The 18,338-nt window shown below is 70.9% G+C and carries 15 protein-coding genes and 2 pseudogenes; 9 read left to right on the forward strand and 8 right to left on the reverse strand.

The genetic code is table 11. The features are described 5' to 3' along the window. Positions 1–11: 11 nt before the first annotated feature. From MTQ01_RS06935 to MTQ01_RS06950, 4 genes are all read right to left on the reverse strand, one after another. Positions 12–1,271 (reverse strand): S8 family serine peptidase, encoded by a 1,260-nt coding sequence (locus MTQ01_RS06935; protein WP_247487484.1) that lies wholly within the window; start codon positions 1,269–1,271, stop codon positions 12–14. A gap of 38 nt (positions 1,272–1,309) precedes the next feature. Further along, positions 1,310–2,659: a WXG100 family type VII secretion target gene (locus MTQ01_RS06940; protein WP_247487486.1), complete on the reverse strand. Its 1,350-nt coding sequence runs from the start codon at positions 2,657–2,659 to the stop codon at positions 1,310–1,312. 123 nt (positions 2,660–2,782) lie between these two features. Continuing rightward, positions 2,783–3,238 (reverse strand): hypothetical protein, encoded by a 456-nt coding sequence (locus MTQ01_RS06945; protein WP_247487488.1) that lies wholly within the window; start codon positions 3,236–3,238, stop codon positions 2,783–2,785. A 229-nt stretch (positions 3,239–3,467) separates the two neighbouring features. After that, on the reverse strand, positions 3,468–4,307 hold the full coding sequence (locus MTQ01_RS06950; RefSeq protein ID WP_247487490.1) for a phosphotransferase enzyme family protein: 840 nt from the start codon (positions 4,305–4,307) through the stop codon (positions 3,468–3,470). Positions 4,308–4,568: 261 nt separating this feature from the next. Between MTQ01_RS06950 and MTQ01_RS06955 the strand changes: the two genes are divergently transcribed. The 7 genes and pseudogenes from MTQ01_RS06955 (at position 4,569) to MTQ01_RS06985 (ending at position 10,717) form a co-directional block, all read left to right on the forward strand. After that, entirely contained in the window at positions 4,569–5,162 is a 594-nt protein-coding gene (locus MTQ01_RS06955; protein ID WP_247487492.1) for a rhodanese-like domain-containing protein, read from the forward strand. A gap of 194 nt (positions 5,163–5,356) precedes the next feature. Then, the gene (locus MTQ01_RS06960; protein WP_247487494.1) at positions 5,357–6,211 is read left to right on the forward strand and encodes an alpha/beta fold hydrolase; all 855 of its coding nucleotides are present in this window, start codon (positions 5,357–5,359) and stop codon (positions 6,209–6,211) included. A 31-nt stretch (positions 6,212–6,242) separates the two neighbouring features. Next, positions 6,243–6,641 (forward strand): annotated as a pseudogene (locus MTQ01_RS06965) (NUDIX domain-containing protein); the annotation flags it as partial. Between the two features lie 123 nt (positions 6,642–6,764). Continuing rightward, positions 6,765–7,166 carry a cytidine deaminase gene (locus MTQ01_RS06970; protein ID WP_247487815.1) on the forward strand — a complete coding sequence of 134 codons (402 nt, stop codon included), beginning with the start codon at positions 6,765–6,767 and terminating at the stop codon, positions 7,164–7,166. A 985-nt stretch (positions 7,167–8,151) separates the two neighbouring features. Continuing rightward, complete coding sequence (locus tag MTQ01_RS06975; RefSeq protein ID WP_247487496.1) at positions 8,152–9,393, forward strand: hypothetical protein; 1,242 nt, start codon at positions 8,152–8,154, stop codon at positions 9,391–9,393. A gap of 35 nt (positions 9,394–9,428) precedes the next feature. Beyond that, positions 9,429–9,977 carry a hypothetical protein gene (locus MTQ01_RS06980; protein ID WP_247487498.1) on the forward strand — a complete coding sequence of 183 codons (549 nt, stop codon included), beginning with the start codon at positions 9,429–9,431 and terminating at the stop codon, positions 9,975–9,977. Further along, a complete protein-coding gene (locus MTQ01_RS06985; protein WP_247487499.1) occupies positions 9,974–10,717 on the forward strand; it encodes an ABC transporter ATP-binding protein in 744 nt (247 codons plus the stop codon). Before MTQ01_RS06980 ends, MTQ01_RS06985 begins: the two co-directional genes overlap by 4 nt. A 163-nt stretch (positions 10,718–10,880) precedes the next feature. Here the strand turns inward: MTQ01_RS06985 and MTQ01_RS06990 are convergent, their stop codons facing one another. After that, a complete protein-coding gene (locus MTQ01_RS06990) occupies positions 10,881–11,855 on the reverse strand; it encodes a hypothetical protein (RefSeq protein ID WP_247487502.1) in 975 nt (324 codons plus the stop codon). Positions 11,856–12,069: 214 nt separating this feature from the next. After that, positions 12,070–12,552, reverse strand: a pseudogene (locus MTQ01_RS06995) (SigE family RNA polymerase sigma factor); the annotation flags it as partial. Between the two features lie 124 nt (positions 12,553–12,676). Here MTQ01_RS06995 and MTQ01_RS07000 point away from each other — a divergent pair. Both MTQ01_RS07000 and MTQ01_RS24925 read left to right on the forward strand, forming a co-directional pair. Continuing rightward, positions 12,677–13,951 (forward strand): sigma factor-like helix-turn-helix DNA-binding protein, encoded by a 1,275-nt coding sequence (locus tag MTQ01_RS07000; RefSeq protein ID WP_247487504.1) that lies wholly within the window; start codon positions 12,677–12,679, stop codon positions 13,949–13,951. 155 nt (positions 13,952–14,106) lie between these two features. Beyond that, complete coding sequence (locus tag MTQ01_RS24925; protein WP_308294364.1) at positions 14,107–15,852, forward strand: transglycosylase domain-containing protein; 1,746 nt, start codon at positions 14,107–14,109, stop codon at positions 15,850–15,852. A gap of 256 nt (positions 15,853–16,108) precedes the next feature. On the opposite strand, the gene MTQ01_RS07010 is transcribed toward MTQ01_RS24925, so the two are convergent. Continuing rightward, positions 16,109–17,023: a hypothetical protein gene (locus MTQ01_RS07010; protein ID WP_247487506.1), complete on the reverse strand. Its 915-nt coding sequence runs from the start codon at positions 17,021–17,023 to the stop codon at positions 16,109–16,111. Between the two features lie 323 nt (positions 17,024–17,346). Then, positions 17,347–18,318 (reverse strand): acyl-ACP desaturase, encoded by a 972-nt coding sequence (locus MTQ01_RS07015; RefSeq protein WP_247487508.1) that lies wholly within the window; start codon positions 18,316–18,318, stop codon positions 17,347–17,349. Between the last annotated feature and the right edge of the window lie 20 nt (positions 18,319–18,338).

Here is an 18,338-nt window from a genome sequence, read left to right on the forward strand (position 1 = left end):
CGATCGTGCGTTCAGAGACGGGTGCCGTGGCTCCTGCGCCGGGTGTGGAGGTAGACGCCGCCCCCGGCGAGAAGTGCGGCGGCGGCCAGGCCGCCACCGATCAGCAGGGGAGTGCTGTTCGAGTCGTCGCCGCTGTTTCCGGTGGCGGTGTCAGCACCCGTGTCGGCGCCCGCCTCGGACCCCGCGGAGGGTTCGGAGTTGGGGGAGTCGAGCTGCGAACTGGCCTCCGGCTGTGGGGATTTGGCGGCCAGTTCGGCGTAGTACTTGGAGAAGGTGGGGTGCTTGTCGGGGTCGCCGGGGTCGGCCTTGCCTTCGAGGACCAGGCGGGGGCGTACGGTGCCGTAGCCGATACGGGTGTTGGGCGGGTCGTCCGCGGTGGCGCCGGGACGTCCGGCGGTCTGGATCAGGGCGCGAAGGACCTGGTTGTTGGTCCACTCCGGGTACTTGGCCCAGATCAGAGCGGCGGATGCGGACACCAGAGCGGTGGCGGCACTGGTGCCGTTGCCGGGGCACGTGGTGGTGTTCTTCTCGCACCGGCTCACGACGCCCGCCCCAGGCGCGGCCAGAGCGAGGTGTGGACCGTTCGAGGAGAACTTCGCCGGCTTCGCCTGCCTGTCGGTGGCTCCGACGGCGATGACTCCGGGGATCGCTGCTGGGTAGTGCTTGGAGTTCGACTGGTGTCCGTCGTTGCCCGAGCTGGCGAAGACCAGTACGCCTGCCTTCTGGGCGCGATGAATCGCGTTCTGGGTCTGACGCGGAACGTCCTCCCATATCGCTGTCCCGAACGACATGTTGATGATCTTGGCTCCGCTGCTGACTGCGTAGTCGATTGCTCTCGGGAGACGCTTCAGCTGCGCGAAACTCAGGTCGCTCTCGTGGAGCACGATAGGGAGGATCTTGCTTTTGGGAGCCAGGCCCTTGATGCCGGAGCCCGCCCCCGTTCCGGCGATCAGGGCTGCCATCGACGTCCCGTGCTCTTTCGCGGCCTTCGTCGTGTCGCGTTCCTGGCTGAAGTTCCGAGTGGGAAGCACCTGTCCCTTCAGTTCTGGCAGAGAGCGGTCGATGTCGGAGTCGATGACAGCGACCGTGACGCCTTCGCCCTCGGAGACCTGCCACATCTGCTCTGCCTTCATCGCGTCCAGGTGCCATTGGGCGTCTGTGCTCGGCGCGGCAGTTGCGGACGACGGGCTCAGGATCGTGGCGGGGACCGCGAGGACCAGCGCGGCGACAGCTCGCTGGGCGGCTTTACGGGTGCGGGGGGCGTGGGGCATGTTCGTGTTCTCCTGGGCGCGGTGCGGGCGAGTGGTCGCTATCCGATGACTGGGGGGACGATGCGACGACGGTGCTCTTCCGACAGCTCGAACTTGTCCGTGGCGAGGCCCGGTCGGTGCGTACCTCGCTCGTTCCTCTTCTCGCGGGGAGTCGTTGATGCCGTGCTCTGTGGTGCCGGCGGCCCGTTGACGATGCCGGTCGTCGCTGGTTTGACGACGTTGCCGGTGGTGCGCTGCGGATGGTTCCTGGCTGCGGGCTCGGCGACGGGCCTGTGGCCGGACACCTGGCCAGGGTTCGGCGCGACACCCGTGGCGCCGCCGGGAGGCACGTACCTGCCTGTGCCGGTCATTGACCCTCCACCAGCCGGCGTGCCTGCCGATATGACGGTTCCCGGTGGCAGGGACCTCCCCGGCACGCCGGGGAGCTGACGACCGCCGTGGACACCTGGATGGGGAACAGGCGAGCCGCCTTTGGCGTAGGGCGATCCGCTCGCCACCGGCCCCGTGGACGGGACGCGTGTCTGAGCTGAGCCGGGTGAGGTGGAGCCTCTTGACTCTGTTCCACGGGGCGTGGCGGTGACTGCTGGGTTGCTGCTGCGTGCGGTCGTAGGCGGTGTGCTCGCAGGGCCGATGCCGATCGGTGCCGGAACCGGTGGGTTCGGTGCTGTGGAGTGGGAAGGCGGCGGAGCGCCGCCTGCGCCGGAAGGCGTACGTACCTCTGGTGTGGAGGGTGCGGCGACCGAGTCCAGATAAGTACGAGCGGCGGAGGACTGCGGCGTCCCCGAGTGTTGCTCCCCGGTTGCGTGACGCTCTGTCGATCCCAGCCCGCCCGCCGTCGGCGGCGTCCCCGGAGTGTGGTCCTGCTCTGGCAGGAGCTGCCGCATGCCTGGTGGCTGTGGGGGGCGGAAGTTGGGTTCTTGGGCGGTGCGGAGGTCGGTGGTGGTGACGGAGTAGTAGGAGTCGAGGCGTTCGAGGGTGCGGATGGCCTCTTGGCGGGCCTTTTCGCGGCTGGTGGCGGGGTCGTCGCCGACCGGTGCGTTCTGCTCGCCCTTGAGGGCGGCATCGGCGGCGGGCCGGGGCATGGCGGCCTGGGCGTCGGTGAGGGCCTGGCCGGCGCGTTGGAGGGCGCCGCCGACGGTGTTGGCGTAGGTGCTGAGTTGGCCGCCCTCCTGGGCGAAGTGCTTCGCCCAGGCGCGGTACGCGGTGGCGGACTCGCCGCTCCAGTCGGCCTTGTCGACGGCCGCGCGCACATGGACGGAGATCTCGGCGATGAGCCGGGACGCGTCCTGGAGGAGCTGCGCGTGTGAACTCACCTTGGCCGGTGCGCCGTTGGCGAGCATGGCGGCGAGTTGTTCGTGCGTCCGGTCGTCGAAGGTGCCCGGGGCCATGGGGGCGTTCTCCCTGTTGTGTCGGCGGTGGCAGGTCGGCGTTGTCCGCGTGTGTGGTGTGCCGGGTACGCGGCGGTGGTGCGCTGCGTGTACAGCGTGCGGCGTGCGGCGGCGCGGGGTCTGTCAGTACGCGCCCTGCTCGTCGGCGTCCGTGGCCTTGGCGTCCTGGCCCGCGGTGGGGGCGTCCTTGGGCGCCTTGTAGTGCTCGTAGGCGTTCTGCTGGATGGCGCGCAGCCGCTGTACGGCGTCGGCTTCGACGTTCTCGAAGCCCTTGTCCGAGATCTGGGCGGCGATGCCGAGCGCTTCGATCTGTTCGCCGAAGATCTGCGAGAAGGCCTGGAGCTTCTGGTGCACGCGGGCCTGGTGGGTGGCGAGTTCGCGGGCTCCGGCGAAGTCGCCGTACGAGCCCGTCCCGACAGTGCTGGAGCGGATGCCCTCCGCGACGCCCCTGCTCTCCAACTCGGTGAGCAGACGGTCGAGTTGCTTCTTGAGCGACGGCAGTGTCCCGTCGCCGATGTGCAGGTCGGCGCCGCCGTTTCCGGTTCCGCCCCCTGGGTCGGCGCTCCAGTCCTCGGCCATGTGTGTTCCCCCACCCGTGGTCGTGGCTGCCGGGTCCATGACAGCCAACCCGCAGTCTAGTTGCGGGGTGTGACAGGCCATCGACACCCCGCAGTTGTGCTGTTGGTCACTCAGGGAGTCGGGGCGTTCACTGTCGCCCCGTCGCAGGAGGCTACGCACAGGGGCGTGGACGCGCATGAGTACGCGTACTCAACTGCCGGGCCGTGTCTCGCCGTTGAGGCGTGCTGTGTCAGTCCTGCCGGCCGGTGAGGGAGCGCAGGCGTGCCAGCCACTCGGTCGCGAGGCGGCGTCCGTCCGGCAGTTGGTCGGTGCGGTCCCACCGCCAGGTGGTGATCATCGCCAGGACGAGCAGACGGCAGTCGTGCAGCAGATCGCGGTCGACTCCGGGGTAGTGGTTCGCGACCTCCTCGGGCGCGTGCGCCAGATCGAACTCGATCGGGCCGCGGCAGCAGGTTTCGAGGTCGATGAAGAGCGGACCGTGCTCGGTGAGGAGCAGGTTCCCCGGGTGCGGCTCGCCGTGGATCAGCTGTTCGGACGCGCCGCAGGCATCGAATCTGCGGCGCAGCGTACGGAGCGTCTCGCTGAGCAACTGACGGTCGTGGAGGGGCAGTTCGGGCGTGAGGTCGTGGTGGTCGACGAGATGCTGCGCGTGAGCGGCACCGTCGGTGAAGCGCGGGGCGGCCGTGTCGACCTGCTTCATCCCGCGGTGCAGACGGGCGAGCGCATCGGCGTACGCGGCGGGCGGCAACTCCTCCCCGGCCGCCGACGACGTGTGGTGCGTCCAGAACGTGACCACGTAAGCGTCGAGTTCATGGACGCGGGGCTCCGTCCGAGGATCGAGAGCTGCGACCGGGCAGCGGGCGTCGGCCAGCCGCTGGGCGAGCTCCACTTCGAACTCGGCGACGTGCTGCCCCGCCGGAGCCACCCGCGCGAGGACGTCGCAGGGCAGCAGCCGCAGCGAGAGCTTGTTGGAGTTCTGGAGCACGGTCGATCGGTCCACCGGCAGGCCGAGGGAGGAGGCGATTGACGTGGCGGCGGCCACCGCGCGCGGGACTTCGGAGACGTGCATGCTCGACTGGCTCTCTCGGCTCGGCGGGTCGCGCTCCGTGCGCGCGGTCAGCGAAGGCTAGCGGGGCCTGAGCGGGAATCCGTACCGCATTTCCCGGCCGGTAGGGAGGGCGGGCGGCGACGGTTCCGGCGCGGGAGTGCCCTGCAGCGCGTACTACTTGTAGGGGCTGTTCTGCTGCGAGGACCAGGCCATTGATGTCGGTCGCGTGAACGGCGTGGCTCGCCCGGGCCGTTGGCACTTGCCGCGAACTACGCTGCGGCCATGAGCACCTCCACCACGGTCGCCGAACTGGCGTCGAGCACTGCGGACACGACCGTCCTCGACGTCCGTACGCCGGCCGAGTACGCCTCGGGGCACATACCCGGCTCGTACAGCGTTCCCCTCGCCCGGCTCGACGACGCGGTACCCGCGCTGAGTGAACTCCAGTCCACGGCCGGCTCGTTGGTCGTGGCCTGCGCGACCGGCGCCCGATCGGCGGATGCGGTCGGACGGCTGGCCGCCGCCGGGATAACGGCGGTCTCCCTGACGGGCGGTACGGTCGAATGGGCGCGTACGGGTGAGGAGTTGGTGCGGTCGGAGGGTGCGGCGGCGCGTCCGGGGTGGGCGATGGACAGGCAGGTCCGGTTGGCCGCCGGCTCGCTCGTGGTCCTCGGGCTGCTGCTCGACTTCCTGCTGCCGGGGGCGCGTTACCTCTCGCTGGCGGTCGGCGGCGGGCTGGTGTTCTCCGCGCTGACGAACACCTGCGGGATGGCGGTGCTGCTCTCCAGGCTGCCGTACAACCGGACTTCGCCGGGCGACACCGACTGGGCGGAGACGCTGGAGCGGTTGCGCGCGGGCCGCTCGGAGGCCGGCTGAGCCTCCGGGACCGCCGTCGTCCCTCCCGGAACGGGCGTCCGGCAGTCCGGTGCCCGCCCGGAACAATTCGGTTGTGGCCGCCCTTGGTTGCTGACTGAATGAGCCGCGGAAACGACGGACACACGCTTGGGCCCTGACCGGCCGCGTGTCGGCAGGTGGGTGCCCCACGGGCGCCCGGGAAGCGGTACCCACAGATGCAACCGACCTTCGTACTCGTGCACGGCGCGTTCGCGAACTCCTTCTCGTTCGCCCCGCTGCAGGCCGAGTTGGGGCTGCTCGGCCACCGTTCGGTCGCCGTTGACCTGCCCGGCCACGGCTTCGCGGCGACGTACCCGGCCGCCTACCAGTCACCGCAGGACCCGGAGGGGCTGGCCGCCGCCCCCGGAGCGATCGGCGGTGTCACGCTCGCCGACAACGTGGCCCATCTGATCGGGGTCCTGGAGCGCGCCAAGCGCAACGGGCCGGTGATCCTGCTGGCGCACAGCCGCGGCGGCATCACGGTGACCGCCGCCGCCAACGCCCGCCCCGATCTCATCGACCGCCTGGTGTACGTCTCCGCGTGGTGCCCGGTGGAGCTGAGCGTGGGCGACTACCAGGCAGAGCCGGAGACGGCGGAGGTGGACAGCAGCGGACTGATGCTGGCGCTGGCCGCCGATCCCGCCCAACTCGGCCTGCTGCGCGTCAACTTCCGCACCGCCGACCCCGCGGCCCTCGCGGCGTTCCGTGCGGCCTTCTTCGCCGACGGGAGCGACGAGGAGTTCCTGACCTTCCTCAACACCTTCCAGCCCGACGAGAACCTCGACGTCGGTGGCCCCGGGGACCGTGCGGACGCGGCGACCTGGGGACGCATCCCGCGCACGTACGTGCGTCTCGCCGACGACGCCAGCCTGCCGCCGGCGCTCCAGGACCGGTTCGTCCGGGAGGCCGACGCGCTGACCCCCGAGAACCCGTTCGAGGTGCGCACCCTGGCGGGCAGCCACCTCAAGTGGCTCGTCGACGTCGGCCCCTCCGCCCGGCTGCTCGGCGAACTCGCCGCCGAGGCGCGGTAGTTGAGACGCGTCGGCCGGGTAGCTTCGAGTGATGAAGAGGCGACGTCGACCCGCCGCGAGGGTGATCTGCCTGGACGCGGCGCAGCGCATCCTGCTGCTCAACTGGCGTGATCCGTACGACGGTTCGCGGCTGTGGGAGCCGCCCGGCGGAGGCATCGAGAAGAACGAGACACCGTGGGCCGCGGCACGGCGCGAACTCGTCGAGGAGACCGGGCTGGACGGCGACGCCGTGGGCGAGCGGTCGGTGCCGGTGGCGCGCGACTCGCGCTGGAACGGTCGGCGGTACGTCGGCACCGAGCGGTTCTTCCTCGCCCGCTTCCCGTCCGAGCGGCCCGCGCTCGGACGCGACGGCCTGATGCCCGACGAGCAGGTCAACATCCTCGGGCACGCCTGGGTCCCCTGGACGGAGTTGGGATCGCTGCCCGACCCGCTCCAACCGCCGCAGCTGCCCTCGGCGTTGGCGCAGCTCGCGCCGGAAGGGCCCTGGGCGAGCGCGGACGCGCGATCAAGCACACGGCGGAGAGCACGCACACAGGAGAGAGCGCGTACGACGATGAGCAACGACACCGACAGAGTCGACCACGAACTGGTGCGGGCGGCGACGGAGGTCGTACGCGCCCACCACCTCGGCGAGAACCACACCGTGGCGGCGGCCGGCCGCGCCGCCGACGGCCGGTTCTTCACCGCCCTGAACGTCTACCACTTCACCGGCGGACCCTGCGCGGAGCTGGTCCTCATCGGTACGGCGGCGGCGCAGGGCGCACACGAACTGAAGAGCGTGGTCGCGGTCGGCGACACCGGCCGCGACGTGATCCCACCCTGCGGCCGATGCCGGCAGACGCTGCTCGACTACTTCCCGACGGTCGGCGTCATCCTCGACACCGCCGAAGGGCTGCGCACAGTGCCCGTCGCCGACCTCCTCCCGCACAGCTACCGGCACGCCGACCACTGCTGACCGGCGCCCTGCCGCTCTGTTGCCCGAGGGCCAGGGGCTCGCTGCACTGCTCCGGCCTCGACCCCGCGACAGAAGCGTCCGTTCCTCGCCACCTCCGAAACGCTCCGCCTCGTCGCCAATAGGCGCGGAGTTTCGCAGCCGCTCGGTCTTCTCGGGCTCAGCTTCGACCACTGTCTGCTCCAGACGTTCTGCTCTCAAGAAGACCCGCTCATGATCGTGTTACGAGCTCTTTGAACTTCGCACTCGAAGTGACCTGATTTTTACGCAAATGACCGATACGTCGAGTCATCGCGATATTCGAATGGTGCGGATACTCGTGCTCTTTGACGAGATCGGCCAGGGTGGCGTAGTCTCCAAAAGGCCGATCCATGACCAGGATTTCGGCGCTGCTCGTCGAATTCGGGCGGCAGAGCTTGAGAGGGCCTACTCGGTTCTCGTGTATTGGGGGTATCGATGCGTACTGTTGTCAAGCGTGCGGCTTTTGTGTCCGCAGTGGTTGCTGCATTTTCTCTCGCGACTGCGCCGACGGCTCTCGCTAACTGGCAGAGCGAGATCAAGGGTTACTCGAATGGTGACGAATCTCGACGATGGAATGATCAGGGGTACTCGCAAATACATTTCACGGATTGCCTGACATCCGCCAAGTCCAAAAGAGTCAGTGTCAAGATGTGGCAGGACAAGCCGTGGGCTGTTGATCCGAGTCATGGCAGTAAGACGTTCACTGCGTGTTTCGGTGGTTCGAAGGCCGTCAGTAGTGGAGAGTGGAATGGATTGCCGAAGGGGTCCTTCTATTTTTCCACTGAGAATATCGGTGGTAGCGGTTGTAGTCACTGCATTATTGCCGTAGAGAAGGTCTATGTAGACACTTCGAAAGCAGATTAGATCGCCGTGAAGTCGCTGCATCCTCCGGTGCGATGAATCTGACGGGTGAGAGGGCAAAGTGAAGCTGTGGTCCAGGGTGAGGTCTTCCAGTGCGCTCTGGGGTATGCCCTTCGTGCTCGCTGTGGCAGTTTTCTACTATTTCTCGGTAACTTCTGACTATGTTGTCGAGGAAAGCCATGGATATGCCCCAGGCCTCGTTTCGTATGCTCTTTCCTCCATGTACCCCTTTGCCTACGCGACGGCTGCGGCTTTCGGTGCTTGGGAGAGCGGGCGCCTGGTAAAGGCGTCCATCTGGGAGTTGGGGCCCGTGAGGTCTCGCTACCGAGTGGCGCTGGAATCACTGCTGCCGGTGGTGGTCCTGTCGATTCTGGCGGTGGTGCTGCCGGTGGTGCTCTCTCTCGTGCAGGGTGCCGCGTATCCGACGCCGGCGAGTCTGCGTCCTCTTCTGCTCGCTGTGGTCCTGTGTGTCGCTCACGCTGTGCTTGGTTTCGCCGTGGGCAGGTGGGTGCGCCCAGAACTGGCTTCGCCGATTCTGGGCGTGGTCGTCTTCCTCGCGGTCGCGTATCCGGTGGCACTGGACACCTTCTGGCTTCGCCACGTGACCGGCCAATACCCTCATGCGCTGTCGTACGGGGAAGCTGCCACCTGGTCATCGATCGCGGCCCACGCTCTTCCGATGTGTGCGCTTGCCGGAGCGGTGGCGCTCCTCTGGCTGCCGATCGGCAGGCTCGCGCAGAGAGGGCTGGTCGGCGTGTTGACGGTTTCGGTGGCCGTGGTGGCAGCCTGGTCGACCGTGAGGGACTGGGGCCCGACGCCGCCGGTGGAAACACGGGTGGCGGATCTTGAGTGTGTGGGCAGTCGCCCCGAGGTGTGCACGCCGAAAGTCCCCGGGCAGAGCTCGGAAGCGGTGAGCGCGGACGTCAGAGAGGTACTGCAACGGCTGCGGACGGCTGGTGTCGAGGCGTCACCGAATACGGTTACCGACACTCTGGTTGACGGTCGGTACCCCCGCGAATCCACTCATTCGGTATGGCGCCTCGCCCTCACCGAAGGACGGCGTGACGGGCTGATGCGGTATCAGTTGGTTCGGCAGGCTGTTGCTTTTCCCTGCGCGAAACCGGATGTGCACTCGTCACGGATGGTCGTCGGCTGGGCTGCCGCAGCCGCTGGAGAGCAGCGGACATTCGGGGACCTGCTCGGTCGGGACCCCTTCTTCGATGCGTCTGAACAGCGCGCGCTGGAAGAGGAGTTGTCGTCCGTACGGAAGAAGTCCTCCGAGGAACAGCGCGATTGGTATCGCACGACGCGGGACGCGGCTTGCTCGGATCGCGAGCGTGACTCGTGATTCTCTGGATCAGAGCCCGCCGAGCGCATGTCCTCATGCCGCCGGCTCTGGCGGTCTACGGGGTGCTCGCGGTACTGCTCCACGATTCGGTCGCCGTTCTCCCCTCGCTCACGCTCACCAGTGGCTCGCGCATGCAGTTGGCGATGTTCGTGCCCGTGGTGATTCTGGTGGCGCTCGGGCACTGCCTCGACGGTCGGCTGCCCGCGCCGGAAGCATCCGGAGTCCGTCCGGTGCTTCGGTTGGACGCGCTGCTCGTCGTCACGGTGATTCTCGCCGCGGCAATGGTGGGAATGGGGATCGGGACCGTACTCGAATCCGACGCGGCGCTGGTGCTCGGCCGCAACACCGCTTTCCTCACAGGCATCCTCCTGTGCGGGCGTGCGGTCTTCGGCACGGTGGCGGTTCTGCTTCCCGTGCTGTGGATCGCGTCCGTGATGCTCTTCGGATTCCGTACCTGGACCGACCCGCACTTCTGGGCCGTGCTTCCGGAACCGCCCGGTGAGCCGCACGCGATGATTCTCGCCGTCACAGCTCTGCTCTGTGGGCTCCTTGTTCATCTCTTCAGAATCCGGAGGGCGTTGTGACCCTGGTCCTCAGATCCTGCAGTTACCGATACGGCCGCATGCGGCCCTACGTTCTGCGGGCTTTCTCCTACGAACTCCCCGATGGCCTCACGATTCTGCTCGGTCCCAACGGTGCCGGAAAGTCAACGCTGTTGAAGCTGGCCGCGTCGGTCAGCGTGCCGCAGACGGGGCGAGTCTCCTACGGCGATCTGTCGTCGCGCTCGAAGGAGTTCCGAAGGCAGGTCGCGTGGATGCCCCAGACCATCACGCCGCTGCCCTCCCTCACCGCGCGGGAGTACGTGGCGTACGTGGGCTGGCTGAAGGGGCTCGGCAGGACCGAAGCCTGGGAGCGGGCGCAAGAGGCGCTGCGCCGCGTCGAACTGACGAGCCAGGAGGATGCGCGGACGACGAGGCTCTCCGGCGGACAGATTCGGCGGGTGGGCGTGGCAGCCGCGCTGGTGCACGAAGCGCGGGTGCTGCTGCTGGACGAGCCCACGGCCGGCATGGACCCCCGCCAACGGCGTGTGTTCCGGGACGTGTTGACGAAGCTCACGGAGGACGGCGTGCGGGTGCTGTTGTCGACCCACGACGTGGCCGACCTCGCGGAGGAGGCCGACCACGTCACGGTGATGGACGACGGGCGGGTGCTGCTCTCCGGCGACACCGGCGCTTTTCTTGCCCACGCGCCGGCGGACACCGCTCCGGGCCGCTCGGCGGAAGGGGCGTACACCGCGCTGCTCGAACGCGGAGAGCAGACCTGAGGCAGCTTGTCGCGGGAGCAACGCGGGTACCGCGGTCACCGCGGAGATCCGGCCTGTCCGGCGGCGCAGCCCTTCCGCAACGCTGCGGGTCCGCACCGCTGGACGTTCTCGACCTCGCGGTGGGTTGGTGGGGGAGGCGACGGCCGGGGGTTCGCGGGGGTGGTTACGGGCCTGCCGCGCCGCCTCCTGCGCCGCCTTCCGCGCCCTCGTCGGCGTCTGAGCCTTCACCGGTGCGTTCCGGCTCCGGCTCCTGCGGACCCGCCCCGCCGGACGCGGGGCGTCCGGGGTCGATCCGGTCCGTCTCGGGCCTGTCCGTTGCGGTTTCGCGTCTCCCGGTTCCGTCCGGTGCGGCTCGATCGAACTCTGTCCCGTCGGCGCGGGTCTCGTCCGACGGTGCACCGTTCGCGCGGGGTCCGTCCGTCTCGGGGGCGGTGGAACGGATGGTGAGGCGGTCGCCGACGCGTACGGAGCTGTGGAACCACTTCGCGTCGTCCGCGTTCAGTCCGAGCCAGCCGTCGACGGGGGCGCGTTTGTCCGTCAACTGACGTTCCGGCGACCGGGTGGGGACGCCGATGTACACCGTCTCCTTGCTGTCGCCGCTGCTGCCGCTCAGCTCCACCACCATGTGGGCGCGCACTGCGGAGCCGTCCTCGGTCATCGGCGGGATGCCGAGCTCGCCGACGAGGTGCGTATCGGTCACCGTGAGCACGGTCGTGTCGTCCCCCTCGCCCATCAACCGCTGCGGGAGGCTGACTTCCTCCAGGGCGACGGTGCGTCCGTCGAAGGCGAGGGTGGCGCGGCGCAGGTCGATGTCGCCCGAGGTGCCACGGCCCGGCTCGGACGGTTCGGGCTCGGCCGGGGTGGACGCGGAGGACGAGGCGTCCGGGGTCGGCTGCGCGGCGGGGGGAGCGGAACGTTCGGGGCCGTCGGCCAGCGGCACCACCACGGCCAGCGCGCCGACGGCGAGCACCGACGCCGCTCCGGCGAGCGCCACCGCGGTGCGCCGCCGTCGGCGACGGGTCGCCCGCAGGCGCACCGCGGCGCCGTCCGTCGCCGGAGGGGACTGGTGGGCGTCGGCCAACGCGCGCAGGGAGACGGAGAGTTGGTCGTTGCGGTCCGGGGAGTCGTCATCGGCCACGGCTGCTCTCCTCCACCGTCGGTACGTCCTGTTCGCTGGGCTGCGGGGCGCTGTCCGCGGCTGCGCGGGAGGGCCGGTCCGCCCGCGTCACCACGGCGCGCGGCGGGTCGATCGGGGCCCGACTCCCCTTGCCCGCAGCGCTCTTCGCGGCGTTCGACGTACGGCTCGTCGGCCCCGTCGTGGCGCCGGACAGCGCGTTCGCCGCCTCGACGGCCTCCTGCGGGGTGTCGGTTCGCAGCAGCTCCGCCAGCGCCGAACGGCCGCGCGAGAGCCGGGCCTTGACGGTGCCGACCCGCGCACCGGTCTCGACCGCCACCTGCGCCACGCTGAGGTCGCACAGGTGGTGCAGCACGATCGCCATCCGCTGCGCCTCCGGCAACTGCCTCAACGCCGCGACCAGCGCGATGTGTTCGGGGCCGGGGCCGGGCGCGGTGGTGGGCTGCGGGCTGCGCCGCACGAGTTCGAGCCAGCGCCTCGCCCGCCGCCAGCGGCTTACGGCGAGGCGCGTGGCCACCGTGCGTATCCATGCCTCCGGGGCCTCGTCGGCGAGGAAGGTGCGGCGGCGGTCCCACGCCCGTACGAACGCCTCCTGCACCACGTCCTGGGCCTCACCGTGGTCGCCGGTGAACGCGTAGAGCTGCCCGGTGAGCCGCGGGAAGGCGGTCGCGTAGAACGCGTCGAACTCGTCCTCGGTCATCGCGCTCCCGGAAATCTCCTCGTTCCACCGTGCAACCCGAGTGCTCCCCGGTGCGTACAGCTGGTGGCGTCCACGGGGGAACGCCGCGCCACACACTCGGACGACACACCCTGGAGACAAGACGATGCAGAGCGCCTTCCGGCTCCATCGATCCCTCACACCCGAGGAGTTCGCCGCCTGCGGCGAAGCACGTTGGGAGGCGCTGGTGTCCACGGCCCGCCTGCTCACCGGCGACTCGACCACCGGCGAGGACCTGGCGCGCAGAGCACTGTACAGCGCGGCGGCACGGCGGCACCGAATCCCCCGGGGCGACGTCGACTTCCACCTGCGGCGGCGCCTCGTCGCGCTCTGGCTGCGGGAGGAACGCCGAACCACGGGCAGCCGCGCCGACGCCCCGGACGCCGGGCGCGCCGCCTCCCGGGCCCGTCGTCCCGCCACCGGCGACGGCCGTCCTGCCGCCCGTCGCCTCGGAGCCGCGGGTCGGGACGCCCGCCGGCGGATCGTGGTGCGGCGAGCCCGCGACCGCCAGTTCGCCCAGCGCCGCGTCGCGCTGGTACTGCGGTACGGGGGCGGGATGCCGGAGACGGTCATCGCCCAACTGCTCGGCTGCTCTCCGCGCGCCGTGCGCCGTCTGCTGCGCAGAGGGCTGCGCGAGAGCGGTCTGGACGCGGCCGCGGCCCGCGCCCTGTACGCCGCCGAAGCCGGGAGCAACGAGCCCGCCGGGCCGTGTCCGGCCGTGCCCACCACCCCGCGCAAGGGCCGAACCGCCCTGCGCGCAGCGGCAGTTGCTGCCGGATGCGTCGGCGTGCTGCTGCCGTCCGGTCTGCTCCTCGCCGACCAGTTGCGCGACTCGGATCTGTCCGGTTCCTCCGTGGTGACCTCGCGGATGGCGGTGCAGGACCCGGTGCGCGTGGTGACGACGGGCGAACGGGTCTCGGGCCCCGGCGGCACCCGCATCTGGCTGACCGAGGACTCGGTGCAGTGGTCGGGCCCCGGCGGCGCGAGCGGACGGGCCGAAGTCGACGAGGGCCGGAGCGGGGCGCGCAAACCCGGGGTGAGCGCGGAGCCGCCCGCCGGCCGACTGCTGACCGGTCTCTACTACGGGGTCACCGACCAACTCGGCCGTGTCGAGGTGGAGTTCGGCGACAGCCGGCAGAGCGCCGAACTGCTGAGCCTGGCCGGAGACCCGGGCTGGGGCGTCTGGTACGTACCCGTCCCGGCGGCCGACGGTGACGAACACACGGGAGCGGACGGCCAGTTCGGCGACGGACGCGACGAGCGGGCCGACCGCGGCGCGCGCGACGCACAGCGCGAGCACGGCGAACGGAACGGCCAACGGGTCGTGACGCTCCGGGACGACGAGGGTCGGGTGCTCGCACGCACCGAGGCCGCCGCATGACCGGCCCCGGCCCCGGCCGCCGCAGCCGGGCAGACGGCAGCGGGACGCACCGCGGCGGGGGAGAGGCGGGTGCGGCGGGTGTTGCGGCCGGCGCCGCCGGCGGGCCGGAGGAGAGCCCGGTGCCGAGCAGCACCGCCGCGACTGGTGAGTGCGACGTGACGGAACCCGCGACCCCCGCGTCCGGCGACGCCCCCGCGTCCGGCGTGACCCCCGCGTCCGGCGACGCCTCCGCGTCTGGCGGGGGCCGCCGTACGGGTGCCCGGCGGGTGCCCGCCCTGCTCCGTCTGCGGAGGTCCCGGCGTCGCCAACTCCGCATCCTCGCAACGGTGTTGGCCACCGTGGTGGCGCTGCTGTGCGGTGTCGCCGTGGTCGCGTACCACCGTACGGACATCCCGGAGCCGCACCCCGAGACCGTCATGCAGAGCACCGTCTTCCTCGGTCACGACGGCGAGTACCTCGGGCGGCGCGGGCCCGTCGACCGCCAGGACGTACCGCTCGGCGACGTCCCCCGGGTCGTCCAGGACGCGGTGATCGCCGCGGAGAACCGGTCGTTCCGCACCGACGCCGGGGTGTCGCCCAAGGCCGTCGCGCGCGCGATCGGCGCCGCACTGCGCGGCGGCACGCAGCAGGGCGGCTCGACGATCACCCAGCAGTACGTGAAGAACGCGTTGCTCAGCCCGGAGCGTTCGCTGACTCGCAAGGTCCGCGAGGCGCTGCTCGCCGTGAAGCTCGACCGCACCCGTTCCAAGGACGACATCCTGGAGGGCTACCTCAACACCGTCTACTTCGGCCGCGGCGCGGCGGGCATCCAGGCGGCGGCACGCGGCTACTTCGGCGTCGACGCACGCGATCTCACCCTCTCCCAGGGCGCCGCGCTCGCCGCGATCATCAACATCCCCTCCCACTACGAGAAGGCCGGCGCGGATCGCGAGGTCACCGAACGGCTGGAGGCGCGCTGGCGCTGGACGCTCGACGCGATGGCCGACGCGGGCACCATCACCGCACGCCAGCGCGGCGAAGCCCGGTTCCCCGCGTTCCGCCACTACCCGCCCGGCGCCACCGGCGGCCAGCAGCAGTACCTGATCGACGCCGCCGCCCGCGAGGCCGCCGCCCGGCTCGGGATCACCGAGGACGAACTCGCCCGCGAGGGCTACACCGTGCACACCACCTTCGACCTCGCCCTCCAGGACGCCGCCGCCGAACGCCTCGACCGCCACTGGTCCGACGACCGCGGCGGCGACGCGAAAGCCTCCCGACTGCGAGCCGCCGCCGTCGCGCTCGAACCCGGTGACGGCGCCGTACGCCTGCTCCTCGGCGGCGGCGACTACGCCCGCCAACCCTTCAACACCGCGCTCGACGGCGCCATCGAGGCGGGTACGGCGCTCGAACCGTTCGCCGGGCTCCGCCTCCGGGCGCCGCTGGACGAACTGGCCGACACCGCCGCTCCCCGCCCGGTCAACCTGACCGCCGCGTACGCCGCCCTGGTGGCCGAGGGCCGGTACGCGACCCCGTACACCGTCGCGCGGATCACCAGGAACGGCCGCACCGTCCACACCGCGAAGCCCGAGGTGCGCAGCGTGCTGCAAGCCAAAGAGGCGTACGCCGCGGTCCCGGCCGTCGTCGGAGAAGGCCGTACGGGCGGCCTCGCGCCCACCCTCGCCAGCGCCTGCCACACCGGGGGCGCCGGCGGCGGGTCCACTCGGCGCACCACCTGGTGGCACGGTCTCGACTCCCAACTGGCTCTGAGCGTCGTGCTGTTCGCGGACCGACCGGGTGCCGAGCCGGGCACCCGCCGTCCCGCGCACCTCCCCACCGACGCCGCCGAACTCACCGCGAAGGCCGCCACCGACCTCTGGCGGACGGCCGCTCCCCGCACCCGCGCCCCCACCACCTGCTCCTGACCCACCGACCCCGCCGACGCCGTAGACGCCGTCAGCCTGCGGCTCCGTCTACCCGCCGTTCCGTCGCCACCGCGACTCGCCGACTCGCCGACTCGCCGCCCTTCCGACCAGCCGTTCGGCCGACCGCTGCCTCGCGTGTCCGCGCGGCTCCGGGCGAACTCGGCGCCTGCGGGCGGTGGTTGAGGGGCCGCTCCCGGAGCACGTCGCGGCGGGCGGACTGCGGCGGGTCGCGGTGGGCCGCGGCGGCAGGGCGGCTTCAGGAGCCGGGGCGGGGCGGCGGTCTGTCGCGGGCGACGGCTCGGCGACGGAGCAGGAGTGCGGTGAGGAGCAGCAGAGCGGCCCAGCCTGCCAGTACGGCGAGCAGAGGGGCGGCGCCCACGGCCCCGCGGGCCGCCAGAGCGAACGCGAGCGGGCCGAAGAGTGTGACCAACACGGGCGCGATCAGCCCGGAGAAGCGGAGCGGCCGGTCCTCGCCCCGGGAGGAGTCGACGAACCGGCGCCGGCCCAGCAGGAGCAGCCAACCGGCGGCGGTCGTCAGCACCATGCCGACGGCGGCGGTGCCGATCGGGCCGAACTCCGGTGTGGCGCCCGCCTGTTGAGTCCGACCGCCGTGGCTGATCCGGACCGCCTCGGCACGGAAGGTGGTCAGCTCCACCGTGTCGCCCGCGTCGAGATGCCGGACCACCGGGTCGGCGCCCCATCCGGCCCAGGTGCGCAGCTCACCGGTCTCGGCGGCGAGGGTGAGGTCATAGGTGGCGCCGCCGCGTCCGCCCCGTTTGCTGATCTCCACGACCGTCGCCGGGCCGGTGTCCAGGCACGAGCCGTTCCGGTGCGCCGCGGTTCCCGACGTCTCGGCGCAGGCGGAGGCGGTTGTGTACGCGCGCTGTTCGCGCAGTTCGTCGGGGAGTTGAGCCAGTACGAGCACGCCGGCGAGCAGCAGCACGGCACCCACCGCGGCGAGGACCGCTCCCCGGAAGCCGTGGCGGCGAACGCGCCGCGCCCCACCGCGCGCCGGCCCCGCCGCCCCGTCGGCCTGCCTGCCCTGCCGGTACGAGCCGTACGGCCCGTACGGCCCGTACGGTCCGTACGGCCCGTGTGACCCGTACGGCCCGTGTGACCCGTACGGCTCGTGCGGGGGCGGTTGCTCCTGAGCGGGCGGTGTCGGGGCCATGCGGCAATCCTGCCCCGTGCCGCCCCGCCCGCGGCAGCCGCCTCTGTCGGCAGCCAGGCCGGCGCCCGTACCACCGGGCGCCTGTGCCGCGGGTTGCCCGTACCGCCCGACGACTGCACCGCCGGGCCCGATCGGCTGCGGTGTGCGCGCCGTGCCCAAGTCCCGGCTCGCGCTCGGCGGTTCACCCCGTCACCCCGGGGAGTCGCGTACGAACGGGCCGCGCAGCCGTCCCGCCGGACGCCGGGGATCCGCGCGCTCGCCGTACGGACAGGGGCAGGGGACAAGGGGGCAGCGGGCACGCGTCGTGCCCGCTGCTCTGCGTCCTACGCGCCGCGGGCGGCCATGCGGGCGCGCCGGGCCTCGAGCTTCTCGTCGAGCTTGCGGGCCTCGGAGTCCAGCCCGGCCATGTACATCCCCAACTCCTCCTGGGCGCGCAGCCCTTCGGGCCCGAGTCCGTCGATCTCCAGGACCTTCAGGAAGCGCAGCACCGGCTGGAGCACGTCGTCGTGGTGGATGCGCATGTTGTAGATCCCGCCGATGGCCATGCGTGCGGCGGCGCGCTCGAAGCCGGGCATGCCGTGTCCGGGCATCCGGAAGTGGACGACCACGTCGCGCACGGCCTGCATGGTCAGGTCGGGCGCGAGGTCGAAGGCCGCGCGCAGCAGGTTGCGGTAGAAGACCATGTGCAGGTTCTCGTCGGTCGCGATGCGCGCGAGCATCCGGTCGCACACCGGGTCGCCGGACTGGTGGCCGGTGTTGCGGTGCGAGATGCGGGTCGCGAGCTCCTGGAAGGCGACGTAGGCGACCGAGTGCAGCATCGAGTGCCGGTTGTCGGACTCGAAGCCCTCCGACATGTGCACCATCCGGAAGCGCTCCAGCTCGTCCGGGTCGACGGCGCGGGAGGTCAGCAGGTAGTCGCGCATCACGATGCCGTGCCGGCCCTCCTCGGCGGTCCAGCGGTGCACCCAGGTGCCCCAGGCTCCGTCGCGGCCGAAGAGGCTGGCGATCTCGTGGTGGTAGCTGGGGAGGTTGTCCTCGGTCAGCAGGTTGACGATCAGCGCGATGCGGCCGATGTCGGTGACCTTGGACTGGGACTTGTCCCAGGCTTCGCCGTCCTCGTAGAAGCCGGGGAAGTTCCGGCCGTCGGTCCAGGGCACGTACTCGTGCGGCATCCAGTCCTTGGCGACCTTGAGATGCCGGTTGAGTTCCTTCTCCACGACCTCTTCCAGGGCGTACAGCAGCTTGGCGTCGGTCCACTCCTTTGAGCTGCCGAGATGGGGAGAAGCGAGGGTCACAAGGGGCTCCTGCGAAAGAC

Origin of the sequence: Streptomyces sp. XM4193, assembly GCF_023072595.1 — a bacterium.
Lineage (GTDB): Bacteria > Actinomycetota > Actinomycetes > Streptomycetales > Streptomycetaceae > Streptomyces.

Coding starts and splice junctions, on each gene's coding strand:
- MTQ01_RS06935 (WP_247487484.1), bottom strand. CDS start 1,271: ATGCCCCACGCCCCCCGCACCCGTAAAGCCGCCCAGCGAGCTGTCGCC.
- MTQ01_RS06940 (WP_247487486.1), bottom strand. CDS start 2,659: ATGGCCCCGGGCACCTTCGACGACCGGACGCACGAACAACTCGCCGCC.
- MTQ01_RS06945 (WP_247487488.1), bottom strand. CDS start 3,238: ATGGCCGAGGACTGGAGCGCCGACCCAGGGGGCGGAACCGGAAACGGC.
- MTQ01_RS06950 (WP_247487490.1), bottom strand. CDS start 4,307: ATGCACGTCTCCGAAGTCCCGCGCGCGGTGGCCGCCGCCACGTCAATC.
- MTQ01_RS06955 (WP_247487492.1), top strand. CDS start 4,569: ATGAGCACCTCCACCACGGTCGCCGAACTGGCGTCGAGCACTGCGGAC.
- MTQ01_RS06960 (WP_247487494.1), top strand. CDS start 5,357: ATGCAACCGACCTTCGTACTCGTGCACGGCGCGTTCGCGAACTCCTTC.
- MTQ01_RS06970 (WP_247487815.1), top strand. CDS start 6,765: ATGAGCAACGACACCGACAGAGTCGACCACGAACTGGTGCGGGCGGCG.
- MTQ01_RS06975 (WP_247487496.1), top strand. CDS start 8,152: ATGCCCTTCGTGCTCGCTGTGGCAGTTTTCTACTATTTCTCGGTAACT.
- MTQ01_RS06980 (WP_247487498.1), top strand. CDS start 9,429: ATGCCGCCGGCTCTGGCGGTCTACGGGGTGCTCGCGGTACTGCTCCAC.
- MTQ01_RS07000 (WP_247487504.1), top strand. CDS start 12,677: ATGCAGAGCGCCTTCCGGCTCCATCGATCCCTCACACCCGAGGAGTTC.
- MTQ01_RS07010 (WP_247487506.1), bottom strand. CDS start 17,023: ATGGCCCCGACACCGCCCGCTCAGGAGCAACCGCCCCCGCACGAGCCG.